General features: G+C 56.0%; 22 protein-coding genes and 1 pseudogene. 10 read left to right on the top strand and 13 right to left on the bottom strand.

Annotated features, from left to right (window positions below; translation table 11 throughout):
* Positions 1–36: 36 nt before the first annotated feature.
* From tdcA to ACOTYH_RS12145, 7 genes are all read left to right on the top strand, one after another.
* Positions 37–957, top strand: coding sequence for a transcriptional regulator TdcA (gene tdcA, locus ACOTYH_RS12175; protein WP_421637764.1), 921 nt, complete (start codon positions 37–39; stop codon positions 955–957).
* A 96-nt stretch (positions 958–1,053) separates the two neighbouring features.
* On the top strand, positions 1,054–2,043 hold the full coding sequence (gene tdcB, locus ACOTYH_RS12170; protein ID WP_023304478.1) for a bifunctional threonine ammonia-lyase/L-serine ammonia-lyase TdcB: 990 nt from the start codon (positions 1,054–1,056) through the stop codon (positions 2,041–2,043).
* A gap of 10 nt (positions 2,044–2,053) precedes the next feature.
* Positions 2,054–3,385, top strand: a complete 1,332-nt coding sequence (gene tdcC / locus ACOTYH_RS12165; protein WP_006812083.1) for a threonine/serine transporter TdcC — start codon at positions 2,054–2,056, stop codon at positions 3,383–3,385.
* A gap of 30 nt (positions 3,386–3,415) precedes the next feature.
* Complete coding sequence (gene tdcD, locus ACOTYH_RS12160; protein WP_032618950.1) at positions 3,416–4,624, top strand: propionate kinase; 1,209 nt, start codon at positions 3,416–3,418, stop codon at positions 4,622–4,624.
* Positions 4,625–4,639: 15 nt separating this feature from the next.
* Entirely contained in the window at positions 4,640–6,934 is a 2,295-nt protein-coding gene (gene pflB / locus ACOTYH_RS12155) for a formate C-acetyltransferase (protein WP_048246824.1), read from the top strand.
* Between the two features lie 273 nt (positions 6,935–7,207).
* A complete protein-coding gene (locus ACOTYH_RS12150) occupies positions 7,208–8,539 on the top strand; it encodes an amino acid permease (protein ID WP_017693942.1) in 1,332 nt (443 codons plus the stop codon).
* A 20-nt stretch (positions 8,540–8,559) separates the two neighbouring features.
* A complete protein-coding gene (locus ACOTYH_RS12145) occupies positions 8,560–9,864 on the top strand; it encodes a serine dehydratase subunit alpha family protein (protein WP_193547450.1) in 1,305 nt (434 codons plus the stop codon).
* An 80-nt stretch (positions 9,865–9,944) separates the two neighbouring features.
* Here the strand turns inward: ACOTYH_RS12145 and ACOTYH_RS12140 are convergent, their stop codons facing one another.
* A complete protein-coding gene (locus tag ACOTYH_RS12140; RefSeq protein ID WP_017382430.1) occupies positions 9,945–10,646 on the bottom strand; it encodes a pirin family protein in 702 nt (233 codons plus the stop codon).
* Positions 10,647–10,750: 104 nt separating this feature from the next.
* On the opposite strand from ACOTYH_RS12140, the gene yhaJ reads away from it, so the two are divergent.
* Entirely contained in the window at positions 10,751–11,653 is a 903-nt protein-coding gene (gene yhaJ / locus ACOTYH_RS12135; protein WP_003862655.1) for a DNA-binding transcriptional regulator YhaJ, read from the top strand.
* A gap of 38 nt (positions 11,654–11,691) precedes the next feature.
* Here yhaJ and ACOTYH_RS12130 read toward each other — a convergent pair whose 3' ends face one another.
* The 11 genes and pseudogenes from ACOTYH_RS12130 to ACOTYH_RS12080 all read right to left on the bottom strand — a co-directional run bounded on the left by ACOTYH_RS12130 (position 11,692) and on the right by ACOTYH_RS12080 (position 19,059).
* The gene (locus ACOTYH_RS12130) at positions 11,692–12,057 is read right to left on the bottom strand and encodes a DUF805 domain-containing protein (protein ID WP_015571946.1); all 366 of its coding nucleotides are present in this window, start codon (positions 12,055–12,057) and stop codon (positions 11,692–11,694) included.
* Positions 12,058–12,163: 106 nt separating this feature from the next.
* Entirely contained in the window at positions 12,164–13,150 is a 987-nt protein-coding gene (locus tag ACOTYH_RS12125) for a glutathione S-transferase family protein (protein WP_017382429.1), read from the bottom strand.
* Positions 13,151–13,222: 72 nt separating this feature from the next.
* Entirely contained in the window at positions 13,223–13,615 is a 393-nt protein-coding gene (locus ACOTYH_RS12120; protein ID WP_006812075.1) for a DoxX family protein, read from the bottom strand.
* Positions 13,616–13,862: 247 nt separating this feature from the next.
* A complete protein-coding gene (locus tag ACOTYH_RS12115) occupies positions 13,863–14,159 on the bottom strand; it encodes a YqjK-like family protein (protein ID WP_003862649.1) in 297 nt (98 codons plus the stop codon).
* The gene (locus tag ACOTYH_RS12110; RefSeq protein WP_003862647.1) at positions 14,156–14,554 is read right to left on the bottom strand and encodes a phage holin family protein; all 399 of its coding nucleotides are present in this window, start codon (positions 14,552–14,554) and stop codon (positions 14,156–14,158) included. The genes ACOTYH_RS12115 and ACOTYH_RS12110 overlap by 4 nt, the downstream gene beginning before the upstream one ends.
* A 2-nt stretch (positions 14,555–14,556) precedes the next feature.
* A complete protein-coding gene (locus tag ACOTYH_RS12105; protein ID WP_003862645.1) occupies positions 14,557–14,862 on the bottom strand; it encodes a DUF883 family protein in 306 nt (101 codons plus the stop codon).
* A gap of 29 nt (positions 14,863–14,891) precedes the next feature.
* A complete protein-coding gene (locus ACOTYH_RS12100; protein WP_017382428.1) occupies positions 14,892–15,260 on the bottom strand; it encodes a DUF1090 domain-containing protein in 369 nt (122 codons plus the stop codon).
* A 143-nt stretch (positions 15,261–15,403) separates the two neighbouring features.
* Positions 15,404–15,787, bottom strand: a complete 384-nt coding sequence (gene mzrA, locus ACOTYH_RS12095; protein ID WP_003862640.1) for an EnvZ/OmpR regulon moderator MzrA — start codon at positions 15,785–15,787, stop codon at positions 15,404–15,406.
* A 2-nt stretch (positions 15,788–15,789) separates the two neighbouring features.
* The gene (gene yqjA, locus ACOTYH_RS12090) at positions 15,790–16,452 is read right to left on the bottom strand and encodes a DedA family general envelope maintenance protein YqjA (protein ID WP_003862638.1); all 663 of its coding nucleotides are present in this window, start codon (positions 16,450–16,452) and stop codon (positions 15,790–15,792) included.
* A gap of 341 nt (positions 16,453–16,793) precedes the next feature.
* A pseudogene (gene exuR / locus ACOTYH_RS12085) lies at positions 16,794–17,571 on the bottom strand (transcriptional regulator ExuR).
* A 189-nt stretch (positions 17,572–17,760) separates the two neighbouring features.
* Positions 17,761–19,059 carry an MFS transporter gene (locus ACOTYH_RS12080; protein ID WP_015571942.1) on the bottom strand — a complete coding sequence of 433 codons (1,299 nt, stop codon included), beginning with the start codon at positions 19,057–19,059 and terminating at the stop codon, positions 17,761–17,763.
* Positions 19,060–19,534: 475 nt separating this feature from the next.
* On the opposite strand from ACOTYH_RS12080, the gene uxaC reads away from it, so the two are divergent.
* Together uxaC and ACOTYH_RS12070 are read left to right on the top strand one after the other, a co-directional pair.
* Positions 19,535–20,947: a glucuronate isomerase gene (gene uxaC, locus ACOTYH_RS12075; protein WP_017382427.1), complete on the top strand. Its 1,413-nt coding sequence runs from the start codon at positions 19,535–19,537 to the stop codon at positions 20,945–20,947.
* 17 nt (positions 20,948–20,964) lie between these two features.
* Positions 20,965–22,452: a UxaA family hydrolase gene (locus tag ACOTYH_RS12070; protein ID WP_015571940.1), complete on the top strand. Its 1,488-nt coding sequence runs from the start codon at positions 20,965–20,967 to the stop codon at positions 22,450–22,452.
* A gap of 86 nt (positions 22,453–22,538) precedes the next feature.
* Here the strand turns inward: ACOTYH_RS12070 and sstT are convergent, their stop codons facing one another.
* Complete coding sequence (gene sstT, locus ACOTYH_RS12065; RefSeq protein WP_033487676.1) at positions 22,539–23,780, bottom strand: serine/threonine transporter SstT; 1,242 nt, start codon at positions 23,778–23,780, stop codon at positions 22,539–22,541.
* Positions 23,781–23,831: the final 51 nt, after the last annotated feature.

The following is a 23,831-nucleotide window of genomic DNA, read 5'->3' as shown; positions in this document are numbered from 1 at the left end:
ATCCGCTGCGTCATAGGGAAATAAGCGCAGAATATTATGAATACTATTATTCTACCGAAAACACAGCACCTCGTGGTATTTCAGGAAGTCATCAAAAGTGGCTCCATAGGTTCTGCTGCAAGACAACTGGGGCTGACGCAACCTGCCGTCAGCAAAATCATCAGCGACATCGAATCCTACTTTGGGGTGGAAGTGATGGTGCGTAAGAACACCGGCGTAAAACTCACTGCCGCCGGTCAGGTGCTGCTGTCCTACGCTGAGTCGATCACCCGCGAAATGAAAAACATGGTGAGCGAGATCAACAGCCTCAGTTTCAGTACCGTCATGGACGTCTCTTTTGGCTATCCGTCGCTGATTGGCTTCACCTTCCTGTCCGGGATGATCAAAAAATTCAAGGAAGTGTTCCCGAAAGCGCGCGTCTCAATGTATGAAGCGCAGCTCTCTTCATTCCTGCCCGCCATTCGCGATGGCCGGCTGGATTTCGCCATCGGCACGCTGAGCGACGGGATGCAGCTTCAGGATCTTCACGTTGAGCCACTGTTTGAATCCGAGTTTGTGCTGGTGGCGAGTAAATCACGAACGTGCACCGGCCCGACCAGACTGGCATCGCTCACGCACGAGCAGTGGGTGATGCCGCAAACCGATATGGGCTACTACAACGAACTCCTGACCACCCTGCAAGACAACCACATCAGCATTGAAAACATCGTCCAGACCGATTCCGTCGTCACCATCTATAACCTTGTCCTCAATGCCGATTACCTGACGGTGATCCCCCGTGACATGATTGCGCCATTCGGCTCGAACCAGTTTATTGTTCTGCCGGTGGAAGATGAATTACCCGTGGCGCGTTATGCCGCCGTGTGGTCAAAAAATTACAGTATTAAAAAATCGGCGTCAGTATTAGTTGAACTGGCGAAACAATATTCGTCGATGAATATCGAAAAACGACGATAGAAATAATGATGATTTAAAACACCCGGAGCGACGCTTTTTAACGCTCTGATACCCTGACTTTGCCTGAAAACAATGAATTATTATAACGAGGATATTATGCACATTACTTACGATCTCCCGGTGACCATTGAAGATATTCAGGACGCCAGAAAAAGACTGGCGGGAAAGATCTATAAAACCGGTATGCCGCGCTCGAATTATCTGAGCGAACGGTGTAAGGGTGAGATATTCCTGAAATTTGAAAATATGCAGCGTACCGGTTCGTTTAAAATACGTGGGGCTTTTAATAAATTAAGCTCGCTGACCGATGCGGAAAAACGCAAGGGCGTGGTGGCCTGTTCCGCAGGGAACCACGCGCAGGGGGTCTCTCTCTCCTGCGCCATGCTCGGCATCGACGGCAAAGTGGTCATGCCGATGGGCGCGCCGAAATCCAAGGTTGCCGCCACGCGTGACTACTCTGCCGAAGTGGTGCTGCACGGCGAGAACTTTAACGACACCATCGCCAAAGTGAGCGAAATCGTCGAGATGGAAGGGCGCATTTTTATCCCGCCTTACGACGATCCGAAAGTCATTGCCGGCCAGGGCACCATCGGCCTGGAAATCCTCGAAGATTTATATGACGTGGATAACGTGATTGTCCCCATCGGCGGCGGCGGTTTAATTGCCGGTATTGCGACAGCAATTAAATCCATCAACCCAACTATCAATATTATCGGCGTGCAGTCTGAAAATGTGCACGGAATGGCCGCATCATATCAGGCCGGAGAAATAACCAGTCATCGTGTTACCGGCACATTAGCTGACGGCTGCGACGTGTCTCGCCCAGGTAATTTAACCTTCGAAATTGTTCGTGAATTAGTCGATGACATTGTGCTGGTCAGCGAAGACGAGATTCGCAACAGCATGATCGCGCTTATTCAGCGAAATAAGGTGGTCACGGAAGGTGCCGGTGCGCTGGCGTGCGCGGCGTTATTAAGCGGCAAGCTGGACCACTATATTCAGGGCCGAAAAACCGTCTGCATTATTTCCGGCGGCAATATCGATCTCTCCCGTGTTTCCCAAATTACCGGCTTCGTTGACGCATAAAGGATGACTTATGAGCAACACAGAAAGCATTATCGTTGGCCAGACAAAAACGTCCACCTGGCGTAAATCGGATACCACCTGGACGCTCGGCCTGTTTGGTACCGCCATTGGCGCAGGCGTGCTGTTCTTCCCCATCCGTGCAGGCTTTGGCGGCCTGATCCCTATCCTGCTGATGCTGGTACTCGCGTTCCCGATTGCCTTTTACTGCCACCGCGCGCTGGCGCGTCTGTGTTTGTCCGGCAGTAACGTCTCCGGCAACATCACCGAAACGGTGGAGGAGCATTTTGGTAAGACCGGCGGGGTGGTGATCACCTTCCTCTACTTCTTTGCCATTTGCCCGCTGCTGTGGATTTACGGCGTCACCATTACCAACACCTTTATGACCTTCTGGGAAAACCAGCTCCAGATGCCCGCCCTGAACCGCGGCGTGGTGGCGCTATTCCTGCTGCTGCTGATGGCTTTTGTTATCTGGTTCGGTAAAGACCTGATGGTGAAAGTGATGAGCTACCTTGTGTTCCCGTTCATCGCCAGCCTGGTGTTGATTTCTCTCTCGCTGATCCCGTACTGGAACTCGGCGGTGATCGACCAGGTTAACCTGAGCGATATCGCCTTCACCGGTCATGACGGCATTCTGGTCACGGTGTGGCTGGGGATCTCCATCATGGTCTTCTCCTTCAACTTCTCGCCTATCGTCTCCTCGTTTGTGGTCTCCAAACGCGAAGAGTACGAACCAGAGTTCGGGAAAGAGTTTACCGAGCAGAAATGTTCCAAAATCATTGGTCGCGCCAGCCTGCTGATGGTGGCGGTGGTGATGTTCTTCGCCTTTAGCTGCCTGTTTACGCTCTCTCCGCAGAACATGGCGGACGCCAAAGCGCAGAACATTCCGGTGCTCTCTTACCTGGCGAACCACTTCGCGTCGATGTCAGGCAGTAAATCCACGTTCGCCACGGTGCTGGAATACGGCGCCTCCATCATCGCGCTGGTCGCTATCTTTAAATCCTTCTTCGGCCACTATCTGGGCACGCTGGAGGGGCTGAACGGTCTGATCCTCAAGTTCGGTTACAAGGGCGACAAGAAGAAAGTCTCCGTGGGCAAGCTGAATACCATCAGCATGGTATTCATCATGGGCTCCACCTGGATTGTGGCCTACGCCAACCCGAACATCCTGGACCTTATTGAAGCCATGGGCGCGCCAATTATCGCCTCTCTGCTGTGCCTGCTGCCGATGTACGCCATCCGCAAGGCGCCTGCGCTGGCGAAATACAAAGGCCGGACCGAGAACATCTTCGTAACCGTGGTCGGCCTGCTGACCATTCTGAACATCGTGTACAAACTGTTTTAAACCAAAGCTCAGGAAGAGCGGAGCCATACCATGATTGAGTTTCCGGTAGTACTGGTCATTAACTGCGGATCGTCCTCTGTTAAGTTCTCGGTGCTGGACGCCGCAGGCTGCGATGCCCTGATGACGGGCATTGCGGACGGCATCAACACAGAAAAAGCCTTTATTTCCGTGAATGGGGGTGAGCCGGTCAGACTGGCTCACCAGGACTACGAAGGGGCGCTGGCCGCCATCGCCCTGGAGCTGGAGAAACGCAACCTGATGGGCAGCGTGGCCTTGATTGGTCATCGCATTGCCCACGGCGGCGACCTCTTCAGCGAGTCGACCCTGATCACGGAAGAGGTGATGGCGCAGATCCGCCAGGTCTCCCCGCTGGCGCCGCTGCATAACTACGCCAACCTGAGCGGCGTGGAAGCCGCCGGGCGCCTGTTCCCCGGCGTGCAGCAGGTGGCGGTATTTGATACCAGCTTCCACCAGACCATGGCGCCGCAGGCGTATTTGTACGGCTTGCCGTACCGCTATTTTGAAGAGCTGGGCGTGCGCCGCTACGGTTTCCACGGCACCTCTCACCGCTACGTGTCGGCGCAGGCGCACGCGCTGCTCGGGCTCTCTCCCGATGACAGCGGCCTGGTGATTGCCCATCTCGGCAACGGGGCGTCCATCTGCGCGGTGCGTAACGGCGTAAGCGTGGACACGTCCATGGGGATGACGCCGCTTGAAGGACTGGTGATGGGCACGCGCTGCGGCGACGTGGATTTTGGCGCGATGGCGTGGATTGCCCGGCAGACCGGCCAGTCGTTCGAGGATCTGGAGCGCGTGGTCAACAAAGAGTCCGGGCTGCTGGGGATCTCTGGCATCTCCTCCGATTTGCGCGCGCTGGAGAAAGCCTGGCATGACGGCAACGAGCGGGCGCGGCTGGCAATAAAGACCTTTGTCCACCGGATTGCGCGACATATCGCCGGTCATGCCGCGTCCCTGCACCGTCTGGATGGCGTGGTGTTTACCGGCGGGATCGGTGAGAACTCCGTGCTTATCCGCGCGCTGGTGGTGGAGCATCTTAAGGTGTTTGGCATCATCCTCGACGAGTCCAAAAATGCCCTGCCGGGCAGCGCGGGCGAGCGCGTGATCTCCACCGAGTCGTCCCGCGCGGCCTGCGCGGTGATCCCTACCAATGAAGAAAAAATGATCGCACTGGACGCCCTCCGTCTTGGGAAGGTTACTCCGGCTGCGGCTTACGCCTGATAAAGCGAGAATCTGATGAAAGTAACAATCGATACGGGCGTCGCGCCTTACAGCGACGCATGGGCCGGGTTTCGCGGTGAAGAATGGAAAAACGCCATTAACGTGCGCGATTTTATTCAGCATAACTACACCCCTTATGAAGGCGATGAAGCTTTCCTCGCGCAGGCGACGCCAGCAACGACGGCGCTGTGGCAGAAGGTGATGGTCGGCATTCGTCAGGAGAATGCTACTCACGCTCCGGTGGATTTTGACACCAACATCGCCACTACTATTACCGCGCACGGGCCGGGCTATATTGATCAGGAGCTGGAGACGATCGTTGGCCTGCAAACCGACAAGCCGCTCAAGCGCGCCCTGCATCCGTACGGCGGGATCAACATGATCCGCAGCTCGTTCGAAGCCTACGGTCGCGAGATGGATCCGCAGTTTGAATATCTCTTCACAGACCTGCGCAAAACCCACAACCAGGGCGTGTTTGACGTTTACTCCCCGGAGATGATGCGCTGCCGCAAATCGGGGGTGCTGACCGGTCTGCCGGACGGCTACGGGCGCGGACGCATCATCGGCGACTACCGTCGCGTGGCGCTGTACGGCATCAGCTATCTGGTGCGCGAGCGTGAACTTCAGTTCGCCGATCTCCAGGGGAAACTGGAGCGCGGAGAAGATCTGGAGGCCACGATCCGCCTGCGCGAGGAGCTGGCGGAGCATAAACGTGCGTTGCTCCAGATCCAGCAGATGGCGGCGAACTATGGCTTTGATATTTCACGTCCGGCGATGAATGCGCAGGAAGCGGTGCAGTGGGTCTACTTTGCCTACCTTGCCGCAGTGAAATCCCAGAACGGCGGGGCGATGTCACTGGGGCGCACGGCCTCGTTCCTCGATATCTATATTGAACGCGACATGCAGGCAGGAAGGCTGAATGAGGTGCAGGCCCAGGAGCTGATCGACCACTTCATCATGAAGATCCGCATGGTACGCTTCCTGCGCACGCCGGAGTTCGACACGCTCTTCTCCGGCGATCCGATCTGGGCCACGGAAGTGATTGGCGGCATGGGGCTGGATGGCCGTACGCTGGTGACCAAAAACAGCTTCCGCTACCTGCATACCCTGCACACCATGGGGCCTGCGCCGGAGCCAAACCTGACGATCCTCTGGTCCGAACAACTGCCGATCGCGTTCAAGAAATACGCCGCGCAGGTGTCGATCGTCACCTCCTCGCTGCAATACGAGAACGACGATCTGATGCGCGCCGACTTCAACAGCGACGACTACGCCATTGCCTGCTGCGTCAGCCCGATGGTGATCGGCAAGCAGATGCAGTTCTTCGGCGCACGCGCCAACCTGGCGAAAACGCTGCTGTATGCAATCAACGGCGGGGTGGATGAGAAGCTGAAGATCCAGGTGGGGCCGAAAACCGAGCCGCTGCTGGATGAGGTACTGGATTACGACACCGTAATGGCGAGCCTCGATCACTTCATGGACTGGCTGGCGGTACAGTACATCAGCGCGCTGAATCTCATTCACTATATGCATGATAAATACAGCTACGAAGCCTCGCTGATGGCGCTGCACGACCGGGACGTCTACCGCACCATGGCCTGCGGCATTGCCGGGCTGTCGGTGGCGGCGGATTCCCTGTCGGCCATCAAATACGCCACGGTAAAACCGGTGCGCGACCACACTGGTCTGGCGGTGGATTTCGTCATCGAAGGCGACTATCCGCAGTACGGCAACAACGACGATCGCGTGGACAGTATCGCCTGCGATCTGGTTGAGCGCTTTATGAAGAAAATACAGGCGCTGCCGACGTACCGCAACGCGGTACCGACGCAGTCGATCCTGACCATCACCTCCAACGTGGTTTACGGGCAGAAGACCGGCAACACGCCGGACGGACGTCGCGGCGGCACGCCGTTTGCGCCTGGCGCCAACCCGATGCACGGGCGCGACAGAAAAGGGGCGGTGGCGTCGTTAACCTCGGTCGCCAAGCTGCCGTTCACCTATGCCAAAGACGGGATCTCCTACACCTTCTCCATCGTGCCGCAGGCACTGGGCAAGGACGAGCCGGTGCGCAAAACCAACCTTGTCGGGCTGCTGGACGGATACTTCCACCACGAAGCGACCATTGAGGGCGGGCAACACCTGAACGTCAACGTGATGAACCGGGAGATGCTGCTGGATGCCATTGCCCATCCGGAGAACTATCCGAACCTGACGATCCGCGTTTCAGGCTATGCGGTGCGGTTTAACGCCCTGACGCGCGAGCAGCAGCAGGACGTGATTTCGAGGACGTTTACGCAGGCGATGTAATACAGGCTTCATCTTCAGCCTCCTCAAATGGGGAGGTTTTAATTTTGTGAACGCCGTCAATTTTAGAAAGCTTACTCTCCTTTCTGCTATCCCGAAGTAATATTATTCTCTCGCTTTAGGAAATCCCTATAAAAGTTGTGACCTTTTTCTCCCGCGCTCCGGATATGATCTTCCCATATCAATAACTCACACCTGCACCCTCTGACTCGCAATCGCTGGCGAACGGAACCTTATAAAAACAACCAGTTACCCTACAAAATAAGCGAGTGCCCAATGAATATGGCAACAAACAGCAGTGTGATTGTGAGTGATTCCCCTGCGGCAAGGCGGGCGGGAATGAGCGAAAGCGAATGGCGAGAGGCGATCAAATTCGACAGCACCGATACGGGCTGGGTCATCATGAGTATCGGGATGGCTATCGGCGCGGGCATCGTTTTTCTTCCGGTGCAGGTCGGGTTAATGGGGCTGTGGGTGTTTTTACTCTCGTCGATAATTGGTTATCCGGCTATGTACCTGTTCCAGCGCCTGTTTATTAATACGCTGGCGGAATCACCGGAATGCAAAGATTACCCGAGCGTCATTAGCGGTTATTTAGGTAAAAACTGGGGCATCTTATTGGGTGCGCTTTATTTTGTGATGCTGGTGATCTGGATGTTTGTCTATTCCACGGCTATCACCAACGACAGCGCATCCTACCTACACACCTTCGGCGTAACCGACGGTTTGCTGTCGGAAAATCCGTTCTACGGCTTATTCCTGATCTGCATTCTGGTCGCCATTTCGTCGCGCGGTGAAAAACTGCTGTTTAAAGTCTCCAGCCTGATGGTGCTGACCAAATTATTTGTGGTGGCGGCGCTGGGGCTTTCGATGATTGGCCTCTGGCATTTAGCCAACGTCGGTATGCTGCCGCCGATGGGCCTGCTGATTAAAAATGCCATTATTACGCTGCCTTTCACCTTAACCTCCATTCTGTTTATTCAGACATTAAGCCCGATGGTGATTTCCTATCGTTCACGGGAAAAATCCGTAGAGGTGGCGCGTCATAAGGCGCTGCGGGCAATGAATATCGCTTTTGGCGTGCTGTTTGTGACGGTCTTTTTCTACGCGGTCTCCTTTACGCTGGCGATGGGGCACGACGAGGCGGTAAAAGCCTACGAGCAGAATATTTCCGCCCTGGCAATCGCAGCACAGTTCATCAGCGGTGACGGTGCGGGCTGGGTCAAAATCGTCAGCGTGATCCTCAACATTTTTGCCGTGATGACCGCGTTCTTTGGCGTCTATCTCGGCTTTCGTGAGGCGACGCAGGGCATCGTGATGAACATCCTGCGCCGCAAAATGCCGGCGGAGAAAATCAATGAAAGCACCGTCCAGCGCGGGATTATGCTGTTCGCTATCCTGCTTGCCTGGAGCGCGATTGTGTTAAACGCGCCGGTGCTGAGCTTCACCTCCATCTGTAGCCCTATTTTCGGGATGGTGGGCTGCTTAATTCCGGCGTGGCTGGTCTACAAAGTGCCCGCACTTCATAAATATAAAGGCGTATCGCTGGTGATTATTGTGATTACCGGGCTGCTGCTTTGTGTTTCTCCTTTCCTCGCCTTCTCATGAGGTTAAATAAGGTCGTAACGATGTCTGAGCAAATTAATCCTTTATGGAACCATTTTATTCGCGCTGTGCAGGAAGAGGTAAAGCCTGCGCTGGGCTGTACCGAACCCGTCTCGCTGGCGCTGGCGTGCGCGATGGCTGCCGGACAGCTTGACGGTGAGGTGACGCGTATCGAGGCGTGGGTATCGCCGAACCTGATGAAAAACGGGCTTGGCGTAACGGTGCCCGGCACCGGTATGGTCGGTTTACCCATCGCGGCCGCGCTGGGGGCGACAGGCGGTAATGCACACGCCGGGCTGGAGGTGTTGAAAGACGCGTCGGCCGAGGCGCTAACGCGCGCCAAAGCACTGCTGAACGCAGGTCTGGTGCAGGTGAAATTGCAGGAGCCGTGCGAGGAGATCCTCTATTCACGCGCCTGCGTTTACGTCGGTGAATCCTCGGCGATGGTGACCATCGCTGGCGGGCACACTCGCGTGGTGGAGGTAGTTTGTCAGGGCGAAACGCGCTTCAGGCTTGACGATTGTCAGAGCCAGAACAACGACGATCCGCTGGCGGTACTCTCGACCACCACGCTGTCGCAGATCCTTGAGTTTGTAGAGCAGGTGCCGTTCGACGCGATCCGCTTTATCCTCGATGCGGGGCGGCTGAACGATGCGCTCTCCCGCGAAGGTTTGCGTGGCAACTGGGGGCTGCATATTGGCGCGACGCTCAATAAACAGCGCGCACGCGGCTGGATGGCGCAGGATCTGGGTTCAGACATTATTATCCGCACCAGCGCAGCCTCGGATGCCCGCATGGGAGGCGCGACGCTGCCGGCGATGAGCAACTCGGGTTCCGGGAATCAGGGCATCACCGCCACCATGCCGGTAGTGGTGGTGGCTGAGCACGTTCAGGCCGATGACGAACGGCTGGCGCGGGCGCTGATGCTCTCGCATCTGTCGGCTATCTATATCCACTACCAGCTTCCGCGCTTGTCCGCGTTATGCGCGGCGACAACGGCCGGGATGGGGGCAGCGGCGGGGATGGCGTGGCTGATGGGCGGATCTTACCAGACCATTGCCATGGCGATCGGCAGTATGATCGGCGACGTGAGCGGGATGATCTGCGATGGGGCCTCTAACAGCTGCGCAATGAAGGTCTCGACCAGCGTCACCAGTGCCTGGAAAGCCGTGATGATGGCGCTGGATGATACTGCCGTGACGGGTAACGAGGGGATTGTGGCGCACGACGTGGAACAGTCTATCTCTAACCTGTGCGCCCTGGCGTGCCGCGCAATGCAGGCGACGGACCGGCAGATCATTGAGATTATGGCGAGTAAGGTGTTGTGATTAAATCCAACCCGTTACCCCTCACCTTAACCCTCTCCCATAGAGAGAGGGAACCGATCGAGCGAGGGGGCGTGTTGATCTTAAACCGGCAAATCAATCAGCAGCGCGCGCAGCGGCGTATCGGCAACCAGGGTGATATTCGCTTCGTCACGAATAAACGCCCCGTCACCGCAGGTGAGCGCTTCTTTCTCTTCCGTATGCGTGACCGCATGCACCGTTCCGTGAATGGACTGCAAATAGGCACGCGGGCCATGAAGCTGGAAGCTCGCCTGTTCACCTTTTTTCAGTTCGATATGGTGCAACCACACCTGCTGGCGCAACTGCAAGCTGCCTTTGCTGCCGTCTGGCGAGGCAATCAGCTGCTGTTTACCGCCCTTCAGATCGATTTTTTGCACCAGCGGATTTTCCCGCTCCGGACAGGCATCCAGCCACAGCTGCATGCGGGTCAGCGTTTTATCTTTGCTGAGGTTATGCTCGCTGTAGCTAATACCTGGCTGCGTGGAAATTAACAGCGCCTCGCCAGCCTTCGCCTGGACATGATTGCCCTCGCTATCGCGGTATTCTGCCTCGCCTTCCAGGATCAGGTTCAGGATATCGACTTTAGGGTACGTGCGCGGCTGGAAGGACGCGCCCGGGGCGAGCACTTCCTGATTCAATACGCGCAGTGAAGCGTAACCGAGGAGTTTAGGGTCAAAGTAGTGTCCAAAGGAAAAGGTGTAGCGGGCCTGCAACCAACCGAAATCGGCTTGTCCGCACTGTTTCGCTGTTCTTGTCGTAATCATAAACTTGACCTCTCTTTACACTAAATCAATGGTAAAGGTATGGACGCTGCATTGTTAGCAAGATATTCTGCCTGGTATGTTCAAATTTCCTGAATGAGAACGAGATGGCTAAAGAGAGAGCATTGACGCTTGAGGCGCTTCGCGTCATGGACGCGATTGACAGGCGCGGCAGTTTTGCCGCGGCGGCAGATGAACTGGGGCGCGTTCCGTCTGCCCTGAGCTATACCATGCAAAAGCTGGAAGAGGAGCTGGATGTTGTGCTCTTTGACCGTTCCGGTCATCGAACAAAATTCACCAACGTTGGGCGGATGCTGCTGGAGCGCGGCCGCGTATTGCTGGAAGCGGCGGATAAGCTGACGACGGATGCCGAAGCGCTGGCCCGCGGCTGGGAAACCCATCTGACGCTGGTGACCGAAGCGCTGGTGCCCACCGAGGCGCTGTTCCCGCTGGTGGACAGACTGGCCGCGAAAGCCAATACCCAGCTGTCGATCATCACTGAGGTGCTGGCCGGGGCGTGGGAGCGTCTTGAGACGGGCAGGGCGGATATCGTGATTGCGCCGGACATGCATTTCCGCTCATCGTCAGAAATCAATTCGCGCAAACTGTACAGCGTGATGAACGTCTACGTCGCCGCCCCGGATCACCCGATCCATCAGGAGCCGGAGCCGCTCTCTGAGGTCACGCGCGTGAAATACCGCGGCGTGGCGGTCGCGGATACCGCCCGAGAGCGCCCGGTGTTAACGGTACAGTTGCTGGATAAACAGCCGCGACTGACGGTAACGTCGCTGGAAGATAAGCGACAGGCACTCCTGGCGGGGCTGGGCGTGGCGACTATGCCGTATCCGTTTGTCGAAAAGGACATTGCAGAAGGGCGGCTGCGCGTCGTCAGCCCGGAATACACCAGCGAAGTGGATATCATTATGGCGTGGCGTCGCGACAGCATGGGCGAAGCCAAATCGTGGTGTTTGCGTGAAATTCCCAAGCTCTTTGCCCACCACAACAAATAAGCGTAGGCCCGGTAAGCGTATGCGCCACCGGGCAGAATTTACGCGCTTGCCTTAGGATCCGGACCAAAGCGGTTTTCGCCCGGCGTTCCGCTCTGACAGTTGAAAATCAAAATCACGATCCAGCCGATAAGCGGGATCAACAGCAACAGCAGCCACCACGCCGAACGATCGGTGTCGTGAAGACGACGAAACAGTACGGCCCATGATGGCAGCAGAACTAACACACCATAAATGGTGGTGAGAATGCCTTCACCCCCCTCGCGTTCCCAGCCGAGGATCTTGTCCACAATGCCCAGCACCATAATCAGGACGAAGTTCACCAGAACGAACATCCAGTACTCTTTACGGCGGGCACGGCCACCAAATCCAACGTAGTTGCGCAGTACTTTTAAATACCAGTCCATTTTTCCTTGCCTCTTAATCAGTCAATCACTTGTTTTCTAAGCGATCGAGGTAAGGATAGATGTATGCTGTGAATTAAAAAAGGGAATCAATTGATTCCCTAAATAATTATCCGAAACGCACGTCGCGCCCGTGCGGTTCATCCAGGTCCTGCCACGGGCCAATGGAGATAATGCCCGTTGGGTTGATGGTCTTATGACTGCGGAAATAGTGGGTGCGAATATGGTCAAAATTGACCGTCTCCGCAATCCCCGGCATCTGATAGATGTCGCGCAGGAAACCGTGCAGGTTCAGGTAATCACTGATGCGATGCTTGTCGCACTTGAAGTGGGTGACATATACCGGATCAAAGCGGATCAGCGTCGTCCACAGGCGGATGTCTGCTTCGGTGAGGCGATCGCCCGCTAAATAACGATGCTGGCCGAGGATCTGCTCCAGGCGCTCCAGGGATCCAAACACGTTGCCGACCGCTTCGTCGTACGCTTCCTGACTGGTGGCAAAGCCCGCTTTGTAGACGCCGTTGTTAACGTTGTCGTAGATCCAGCCGTTCAGCTCGTCAATTTTCTCGCGCAGCTCAACCGGGTAGTAATCCCCGGCGCGGGCACCGTGCGCGTCAAACGCGGTATTGAACATGCGAATGATTTCAGCGGATTCATTGCTGACGATCGTCTGGTTTTTCTTGTCCCACAGCACAGGCACCGTTACGCGTCCGGTGTAGTGCGGATCGGCGCGCAGATAGAGCTGATACAGGAAATCGTGATGATAAAGCTCATCACCCGTCGCGGCCGGGAAGCCACTGTCGAACGTCCAGCCGTTTTCCAGCATCAGCGGGTTGACCACCGAAACCGGAATTAACGATTCGAGACCTTTAAGTTTGCGCACAATCAGCGTGCGGTGCGCCCACGGACAGGCGAGAGAAACATACAGATGATAACGATCTTTTTCCGCCGCAAAGCCCCCTTCGCCACTCGGGCCGGGTGCGCCGTCGGCGGTCAGCCAGTTACGGAAGGCCGAAACAGAGCGCTTAAAGCGTCCACCGGTGGATTTGGTGTCATACCAGACATCCTGCCAGACGCCGTCTACGAGTTGTCCCATTTTTTACTCCTCCGTCAGATAGCAAAAGCGAGGAGATGTCTCCTCGCTTTGAATGTAATCAGTATAGCCTGCTTACCACTTCTTATTCAGAAGACGGTCGATGCTGTAGGCGCCCGGACCCGTGATAGCCAGCAGCAGGAAGCCGCCCGCGATGGTCAGGTTTTTCATGAACATCAGGGAGTTCACGCCTTCCGCAAAGTTGCTGTGGAAGATGAACGCGGTCAGCAGGGTAAAGCCTGCGGTGAACAGCGCCGTAGTGCGGGTCAGGAAACCGAACAGCACTGCCAGGCCGCCGCCGAACTCAAGCAGAATGGTCAGTGGCAGCAGGAACCCCGGCACGCCCATCGCTTCCATATACTGCTGAGTGCCCGCATAGCCGGTAATTTTGCCCCAGCCTGCGGTGATGAACAGAACAGGCATCAGAATACGCGCTACCAGTACACCAACATCTTCTAATTTTTTCATTTTACTCTCCAGGAAACCACATCAGCGGCTAAACGTTATTTGCTTGCAAATTCGGGTAGATACCGCGTCTTTGCTGTCGATGGAGAGGAGTGTAAACGGGGCGGATGGCAAATGTTAGCAAGGAAAACTGTTAATCTTCTTCAAAGATATTGAGTAAGGGAGGGGGTTTTGCCGGGTAGCGGCTACGCCTTACCCGGCCTACACGCAATCGTAGGCCGGGTAAGCGCAGCGTCACCCGGCAAGAAGGCTAGCGCAACTGCTGTTGTCGCAGCGTGGTTTTCACCAGCCGCCAGGCGCTCCAGGCGCCAAAGCCGCGGCGTGCCCAGCGGATCAGCATGTTAGGATGCCGAACCGACCAGATCGCCATCACGCTGCTGCCGACCAGCGCCCATGAGCGCAGGCTCAGGACCGTGTTCCAGCCGCGGTCAAACCGATGCGTGGCTTCAACCCAGTCTCGACGGCTGGCAGACAAATCCAGCCGCTGCTGCTGGATTTGGCTCAAGAGATACGCTTTCCGCTTTTGACGTTCGGCTTTGTCGCTCACGACTTATCATCCTCCAGCAGGGCGCGGTCGTTGGCCAGCTCCTGGCGCGTATGGCGCAGGAAGGTCGACGTGCGCGCTTTATGCAGGGTCCAGATACCGCCTATCAGCGCCGCCACCAGCAGAACCACGGTAGTCGCAATCATCGCGTTCAGACGATACTGTGGATCGATAGCCCAGATGATTAACACCATCAGGCTCATCAGACCAAATGCGGCAAAGAGCATCGTAAGCCCAAGCATGAGCAGCATCTGGAAGAGGTTGGCTTTCTCCTCTTCCAGCTCCACTACCGCAAGCCGGACGCGCGTTTCGGCAATCCCGACCAGCGTCGTAAGAATACGCTGGCCGATGCCGAGGACGTTTTTAGCAGGCCCTTGTGCGTGACGTGGATCTTCCATAATCAACGACGCGTCAGCAGGACACCCAGCACCACACCCACTGCGGCGCCAATACCTACACCCGTCCATGGATTATCACGTACATATTCGTCTGCGCGCGCTGCCGCTTCGCGGGTTTGTTTCGCCAGCGCATCACCGGTTTCGCCCAGACGGTAACGGCTCTCTTTCAGTGCCTGCTCCGCTTTGCTGCGCAGTTTACTTACTTCTTCTTTCGATTTATCCGCAGAAGAGTTCAGCACCTCTTCCAGGGTGTCCGCCAGGGATTTCAGTTCAGCGCGCAGATTTTCTGAAGTTGTATCTTTTGACATGATTCTCTCCTGTTGAGATTTCCGTTAACTCAATAATCGCGAGCTTCCAGCGCTTTCAGTTCGTCCTGCGCCTCTTGCAACTTCCTCTCGCGCTTGGCAATTTTTTCCGCATCACCTTTCTCTTTCGCTTCCTGTAGGTCTTGACGGCGCTCGGCTATCTCGTCCTTCTGTTCAGCGATTTTTTCCTGATGATCGGCACGCAGCTTGCTGTCCGTACAGTTGTCTTTCACTTCGCTCAACGCTTTTTTCAGCCCGTCAATCCGGTGCTGATTGTTATGCTTTTCGGCATAACTGATTTCGCGTTGGATATCCTGTTCTTTCTCCTGACAAAGAGACATAGCGAAGGAAGCTGTGCTTAAAGAAAAAAGGGCCAGAGCCAGAGTGATGCGGTATTTCATTATAGAAACCTTCCATTGTGTTACGGCGTAAGCCGTGTTCCAGAACTATGCGGAGAACATCTGAGGGGTGCTCCGCGTACTTAAGCATAGTAAGTAAACGGGAGTTTCACCAAAGTAGGTGAAAATATTCGGAATCTTAGTCGTTAACCAAATCGATGCGACGTGTCGCGTAACCGTGACATCCAGGAGGCTACGTGGCTGTCATCATCCTGTTGCGCAATGATGTAACCCTGCGGCAGCGTGCGGTCCAGCACGGCTTTCGCCGCGGCGCTTTGCGCACTGGAGTCAAATTTTATCAGCAGCACATCGTCTTGCGGCGTGATGCTCTTAAAGCGGATCCCGTTTGCGTCCAGATGATGCCAGATGGAAAAACCATCCGGCACGCTGGTTCCCTGGCTCACAGGACGGATAGCCAGCGTCGACTCCTGATGCTGTAGCGCAGACCACAGCAGGATAAGAGCGCTGAACATCATCAGCGCGACGATAGCGTAAGAGAAGCGGCGCAGCGCGAGCGGGGAGATAACCATCGTTAACCCCTGGCTCCGTATTTCTTCTTCCACAGTACGACCAGGGACCCGACCAGGCCAAACACCAGCAGAACGACGGGCAGCAGCATCAGGCAAGACATCAGCTGATCTTCATATTTCATAAAGACCGGCGTTTTACCCAGCGCGTAGCCGAGCGTGGTCAGGATCAGCACCCACAGCAAGCCGCTCATCCAGTTAAAGAACTGGAAGCGCGTACTGCTCAGGCCGGACAAGCCCGCAATGGTGGGCAGCAGGGTGCGTACGAATGCGATAAAGCGGCCGATCAGTAAGGCGGAAAGCCCATGCTTATGGAAAAGGTGGTGCGCTCGCTGGTGGTAATGGGCCGGAAGGTGCGAAAGCCAGTTCTGAACGATTCGCGTGTTACCCAGCCATCGCCCCTGAATGTAACTCACCCAGCAGCCCAGGCTGGCGGCAATGGTCAAAAGCAGGACCGTTTGCGGGAAAGCCATCGCCCCTTTTGCACAGAGCACCCCGACCAGCACCAGCAGGCTGTCGCCGGGTAAAAAGGCAGCAGGCAGCAGACCGTTCTCAAGGAACAGGATCATAAATAACACAAAGTAGAGCATGCCAATCATGGACGGGTTGGCCAGCGTTTCGAAATCCTGAGCCCAGAGGGCGTTCAGTAGTTGGGTCAAAAGTTCCATTCAGTGTTCCTGGAAATCGGTTAACGTCACGCCTGTCATTCGGGAAAACAGCACGGCGACATTGTTATGATTTCATTATGGTCGCTCGCGGACACATTGATGTGTGGCCAACACTGTTCCCTGTTAATTGGCTGGTTAGCAAGCACTAACTTACAAAATAACGAAGTGAATCCAATTGTAACAAAGCCCGACGTTCTGCGTCACAGAATTTGAGGGGAAACACGATTTTGGCGTAAGCCACGGAGGGGAGCGAGAAATTTTACAAAGGCTGACACTATAGAGGTTTTCTTACCCTGTCTGGCCGGAAGGCGCGGCGGTGCGCCTGCCAGCCGTTCGGGGGATTATTTTGCGAGATTGGTCGCGGTATCGAGGTGAACGACCGGATTATCGGCAATAAAGATAGCGGTCAGCGTTAAATTCAAAGTCATCACTTGTTTCATTAAACAGCATCTGTTTGGTGTTCTCCAGGTGCTGCCACATTGCCAGTTTCGCCGCATGCGGATCTTTACGAATCAGAGCCTTAAGAATCTGGTCGTGGTCGTCACACCAGTTGTCTACCGTGCGGGAATCAATGTGATCGTGCAATTTCTTCCAGTACGGGTTGTGAACGCGCTGAGTCCACATTTTTTCAACGATTGCCGCAAGCGCCGTGTTCTGAGTCGCAAGGGCGACCTGGACGTGGAATTGCAGGTCCCATTCGGAATCGCGGAAACATTTTTCTTTACGCGCGTGATCCTGGATTTCCATCAGCTTCATGATGTCCTGCTTGGTCACCTGCGTCGCAGCAAATTCCGCAATATTGCTTTCAATCAGCTGGCGAGCCTGGAGAAGCTCAAACGGACCGTAGCTGGCAAACTCCAGACTTTCGTCCGGGGTGGGGGAGTGTTTCGCCTGGCTGGAAATCACATGAATGCCGGAACCTTTGCGTACCTCAACATACCCTTCCACTTCCAGCATGATGATGGCTTCGCGGACCACCGTACGGCTGACGCTTTTTTCATCCGCAATGAAACGCTCAGCGGGAAGTTTATCACCGACAAGATAGACCCCTTGCTCGATGCGATCTTTCAGCTCGGCGGCAAGTTGTTGATATAAACGACGTGATTCGGTGATTTCCATATGCGCTCCAGGCAGGGTACGGCGAATGATTTGTTATACCACTTTTGCGTGCCACTCTCCAGATTTCGCCATGAAAAAAGCCGCCCGGAGGCGGCTTTTGAGAAGATTTAGCCGGGTGGCGCTTCGCTTGCGCGGGCCTATGGGTTTTGTAGGCCGGGTAAGGCGTAGCCGCCACCCGGCACAACAACGCTAACTCTGCGTCGCCGGTCCCCCAAGGGACTCTTTCGCCAGTTCATCGGCGGATTTGCTCTTCAGCACCGTCCAGATAACCACCGCACCCATCAGGTCGAAGATAGCCAGTACCGCGAACAGCGGGCTAAAGCCAATGGTATCTGCCAGCGCGCCGACCACCAGCGCAAACAGGGTACTTGCGGTCCAGGCGGCCATCCCGGTCAGGCCGTTGGCGGTAGCGACTTCGTTACGACCAAACACGTCGGACGAGAGCGTAATAAGCGCACCGGAAAGAGACTGGTGAGCAAAGCCCCCGATACACAGCAGGGCGATAGCCACGTAAGGGCTGGTGAACAGGCCGATCATGCCCGGGCCGATCATCAGCAAGGCGCCCATGGTGACCACCATCTTACGGGACACAATCAGGTTCACGCCAAACCAGCGCTGGAACAGCGGTGGCAGGTAGCCGCCGACGATACAGCCCAGGTCTGCAAACAGCATTGGCATCCAGGCGAACATCGCGATCTCTTTCAGGTTAAAGCCGTAAACTTTAAACATGAACAGCGGGATCCAGGCGTTAAACGTACCCCAGGCCGGTTCTGCCAGGAAGCGTGGCAGGGCGATACCCCAGAACTGACGGGTGCCCAGGATCTGCCAGACGGACATCTTTTTGCCGTTGTCGGTCTGATGCTGAGATTCCTGACCATTAATAATGTAGTCACGTTCTTCGTCAGACAGCTTTTTCTGATCGCGCGGGTGTTTATAGAAGATCAGCCACGCCATGGCCCAGGCAAAGCTCAGCACACCGGAGATGATGAACGCCATCTGCCAGCTGTGCATCACAATCGCCCACACCACCAGTGGCGGAGCAATCATCGCCCCGATGGAGGAGCCCACGTTGAAGTAACCGACAGCGATTGAACGCTCTTTTGCCGGGAACCATTCAGAGCTGGCTTTCAGTCCCGCGGGGATCATCGCTGCTTCGGCAGCACCTACCGCACCACGCGCCAGCGCCAGTCCGCCCCAGCTGCCGGCCAGCGCGGTCGCTCCACAGAAGACGGCCCAGGCTACAGCGAAGAAGGCATAACCAATTTTTGTACCCAGAATATCAAGAACATAACCTGCAACAGGCTGCATTACGGTGTAAGCGGCAGAGTAAGCCGCAATGATGTAAGAGTATTGCTGCGTGGAGATATGTAACTCTTCCATCAACGTTGGCGCCGCTGCTGCCACGGTGTTACGTGTCAGGTAGCCCAGCACGGTGCCGAGCGTCACCAGTGCGATCATGTACCAACGTAACCCTTTAATTTTACGCATGTAAAACCTCATCGTTATGTTATTTCCGTGTCGGGACACGGCAACAACTCAACCGTTGCCGGGAGTTGTTCTGTAACGGGAGGGGCGTAACCGGGAACCTGTCCCGGAACGGCCCGAACCTTGCCATAAGTAATCGTGCTAAGTCGGCTTCCGTACCGTTAAATCCGATGACTCAAACACCGGTAATGCATTCCGTCGGCTTATAGTTTGCGACGGCGAAAAGATAACTTGTCATACAACTTTAAAAGGTGAGTGACATCACAAAAGTGTGAATCTTTGTAGGGACATTATGCGGTGCGCGCAAAGCCAGAACTGGCGCGGTCTGCGAGAGGGTTTACCCCTTTGAGGGTAATTTATTTGTCGACGTTTATTGATCTAACTCACGAAAAAAACGTCGGACTCTGGAAATTGGTGTGATAACTTTGCAGCATCTGAACATAAGCTTTCTGACGCTCCCGTAATGAGGAAGACGATAATGACACCGTTTATGACCGACGATTTTCTGCTAGATACCGAATTTGCTCGCCGCCTGTACCACGACTACGCAAAAGACCAGCCGATTTTCGACTACCACTGCCATTTACCGCCGCAGCAGGTTGCCGAAAATTACCGTTTCAAAAACCTGTATGATATCTGGCTGAAGGGTGACCACTATAAGTGGCGCGCAATGCGCACCAACGGCGTGGCCGAGCGCCTGTGTACCGGCGACGCTACCGATCGCGAGAAGTTTGACGCCTGGGCCGCTACCGTTCCTCACACCATCGGTAACCCGTTATACCACTGGACGCACCTCGAACTGCGTCGTCCGTTTGGTATCACCGGCAAGCTGCTCTCTCCCGCCACGGCGGATGAAATCTGGGATCAGTGCAATGAACTGCTGGCGCAGGATAGCTTCTCGGCGCGCGGCATCATGCAGCAGATGAACGTGAAGATGGTGGGCACCACCGACGATCCGGTCGACTCTCTGGAACATCACGCGGTTGTCGCGAAGGACAGCACGTTTGACATCAAAGTGCTGCCAAGCTGGCGCCCGGATAAAGCCTTCAACATCGAGCTGCCGACCTTTAACGACTACATGGCGAAGTTGGCGGAAGTTTCGGATACCGACATTCGTCGCTTTGGCGATCTGCAAACCGCGCTGACCAAACGTCTGGATCACTTTGCCGCACACGGCTGTAAAGTGTCTGACCACGCGCTGGACGTAGTGCTGTTCGCGGAATCCAGTGAAGCTGAGCTGGACAGTATTCTGGCGCGTCGTCTCTCCGGCGAAGCCCTGAGCGAGCACGAAGTGGCGCAGTTTAAAACCGCGGTGCTGGTGTTCCTCGGTGCGGAATATGCCCGTCGCGGCTGGGTTCAGCAGTATCACATCGGCGCGCTGCGTAATAACAACCAGCGTCAGTTCAAACTGCTGGGCGCGGACGTAGGCTTTGACTCCATCAACGACCGTCCGATGGCGGAAGAGCTGTCAAAACTGCTGAGCAAACAGAACGAGCAAAACCTGCTGCCAAAAACCATTCTGTACTGCCTGAACCCGCGCGATAACGAAGTGCTGGGCACTATGATCGGCAACTTCCAGGGCGAAGGGATGCCGGGCAAGATGCAGTTCGGTTCCGGCTGGTGGTTTAACGATCAGAAAGACGGCATGGAGCGTCAGATGACGCAGCTGGCGCAGCTCGGCCTGCTGAGCCGCTTCGTTGGCATGCTGACCGACAGCCGCAGTTTCCTCTCCTATACCCGCCATGAATATTTCCGCCGCATTCTGTGCCAGATGATTGGTCGCTGGGTGCACGCGGGCGAAGCGCCAGCGGATATCCAGCTGCTGGGCGAAATGGTGAGAAACATCTGCTTTAACAATGCGCGTGACTACTTCGCCATTGAACTGAACTAAGGCCGTTTGAGGTTGATATGCAATACATCAAAATCCATTCGCTGGATAACGTTGCCGTCGCGCTGGCCGATTTAGCCGAAGGGACGGAAGTGACCTTCGACAACCAGTCGGTGACGTTACGCCAGGCCATTGGACGTGGACATAAGTTTGCCCTGATCCCCATCGCGAAAGGGGAGAACGTGGTGAAGTACGGTTTGCCCATCGGTCATGCGCTGGCGGATATTGCGCCGGGTGAATACATTCATTCCCACAATACCCGCACCAATCTCAGCGATCTGGACGAGTACAGCTATCAACCTGACTTCCAGGCAGAAGAAGGACAGGCGGCCGATCGTGAGGTGCAGATCTACCGCCGCGCCAGCGGGGAGGTGGGGATCCGCAATGAACTGTGGATCCTCCCGACCGTCGGCTGCGTGAACGGGATCGCGCGTCAAATTCAGACGCGTTTCCTGAAAGAGACCAACAATGCTGAAGGCACCGACGGCGTGCATCTGTTCAGCCATACCTACGGTTGTTCCCAGCTGGGCGACGACCACATCAATACCCGCACCATGCTGCAAAATATGGTGCGTCACCCGAACGCGGGGGCGGTGCTGGTGATTGGCCTCGGCTGTGAAAACAATCAGGTCGACGCCTTCCGCGACACGCTGGGCGAGTTCGATCCTGAGCGCGTGCACTTTATGGTGTGTCAGCACCAGGACGACGAAGTGGAAGCGGGCGTTGAACAGCTGCACCAGCTGTATGAGGTGATGCGTCACGACAAGCGCGAGCCGGGCAAGCTGAGTGAACTGAAGTTTGGCCTGGAGTGCGGCGGATCTGACGGGCTTTCCGGCATTACCGCTAACCCGATGCTGGGCCGCTTCTCAGATTACGTGATTGCCAACGGTGGCACGACAGTGCTGACCGAAGTGCCGGAGATGTTCGGCGCAGAGCGCATTCTGATGAGCCACTGCCGCGACGAAGAGACCTTTGAGAAGACCGTCACCATGGTCAACGATTTCAAACAGTACTTCATCGCCCATAACCAGCCGATTTATGAGAACCCGTCGCCGGGTAACAAGGCGGGCGGGATCACCACGCTGGAAGAGAAATCCCTGGGCTGCACCCAGAAAGCGGGCGCCAGCCAGGTAGTGGACGTGCTGCGCTACGGTGAACGGCTGAAAACGCACGGTCTGAACCTGCTGAGCGCACCGGGCAACGATGCGGTCGCCACCAGTGCGCTGGCGGGAGCGGGCTGTCACATGGTGCTGTTCAGTACCGGGCGCGGCACGCCGTACGGCGGATTTGTGCCAACGGTGAAAATCGCCACTAACAGCGAGCTGGCGGCGAAGAAAAAACACTGGATCGACTTTGATGCCGGCCAGCTGATCCACGGCAAAGCGATGCCGCAGCTGCTGAGCGAATTCGTGGACACGATTGTGGAATTTGCCAGCGGCAGGCAGACCTGCAACGAGAAGAACGACTTCCGCGAGCTGGCGATCTTTAAGAGTGGTGTGACGCTATAAGTGCTTTGTCGGGTGGCGCTAGCGCTTACCCGACCTACTGAACCCTGTAGGCCCGGTAAGGCGTAGCCGCCACCGGGCTTTTCTTTTTAACTGCGCAGCGCGTTCTTCGCTAAACGTGCGTCTTCTGCCTGACAGGCCGCTGCGGTAAACAGCACGTCGGTAGAGGAGTTCAGCGCGGTTTCGCAGGAATCCTGCAATACGCCGATAATGAAGCCGACCGCGACAACCTGCATGGCAATCTCGTTCGGAATACCGAACATGTTACAGGCCAGCGGGATCAGCAGCAGCGAGCCGCCCGCCACGCCGGATGCGCCACAGGCACACAGTGATGCAACGACGCTCAGCAGCAGCGCGGTTGGCAGATCCACCGGAATGCCCAGCGTATGCACCGCCGCCAGCGTCAGCACGGTGATGGTGATCGCCGCACCTGCCATGTTCACGGTTGCACCCAGAGGAATCGACACCGAATAGGTATCGCGATCCAGATTCAGCTTCTCCGCCAGCGCCATGTTGACCGGAATGTTTGCCGCCGAGCTGCGGGTGAAGAAGGCATACACGCCGCTTTCACGCAGGCAGGTCAGCACCAGCGGATACGGGTTGCGGCGGATCTGCCAGAACACCAGCAGCGGGTTGATCACCAGCGCCACCAGCAGCATACAGCCGACCAGGACGACCAGCAGCTGCGCGTAGCCCCACAGTGCATCGAAACCGGTGGTTGCCAGCGTGGAGGAGACCAGGCCGAAAATACCGATTGGCGCAAAGCGAATCACCAGCTTCACCATAAAGGTGACAGCGTTGGACATATCGTTCACCAGGTTTTTCGTGGTCTCGTTACCATGACGCAGCGCGAAGCCCAGACCGATCGCCCAGACCAGGATGCCGATGTAGTTCGCGTTCGTCAGCGCGGTGACGGGGTTAGAGACCATGCTCATCAGCAGACCGCGAAGCACTTCCACAATCCCGGACGGCGGGGTGATATCACCGGCCGCGCTGGTCAGGTGCAGCGTGGACGGGAACAGGAAGCTAAACACCACGGCCGTTAAGGCAGCAGAGAAGGTTCCCAGCAGATACAGGAACAGAATAGGGCGAATGTTGGTTTTTTGTCCGTGCTGGTGGTTGGCAATCGACGCCATCACCAGCATCAGCACCAGTACCGGGGCGACGGCCTTCAGTGCGCCAACGAAAAGGGTGCCGAGCAGCCCCGTGGCCTCCGCGGCAGGTTTTGACACCATCGCCAGCAGAATACCCAGTACCAACCCGACCAGAATTTGTTTTACAAGACTGCCCTGCGCCAGGCGCGCGAACAGACCGCGTGATTGTGTGCTCATACGTTATTCCTGAGTGAAATTGCGTTCCATCCTGGATGTGCTCTAAGTCAC

This window comes from Enterobacter cloacae complex sp. SHL001 (genome assembly GCF_049236825.1).
GTDB classification, from domain to species: domain Bacteria; phylum Pseudomonadota; class Gammaproteobacteria; order Enterobacterales; family Enterobacteriaceae; genus Enterobacter; species Enterobacter hormaechei_C.
This window is presented reverse-complemented; position numbering and strand designations above follow the sequence as displayed.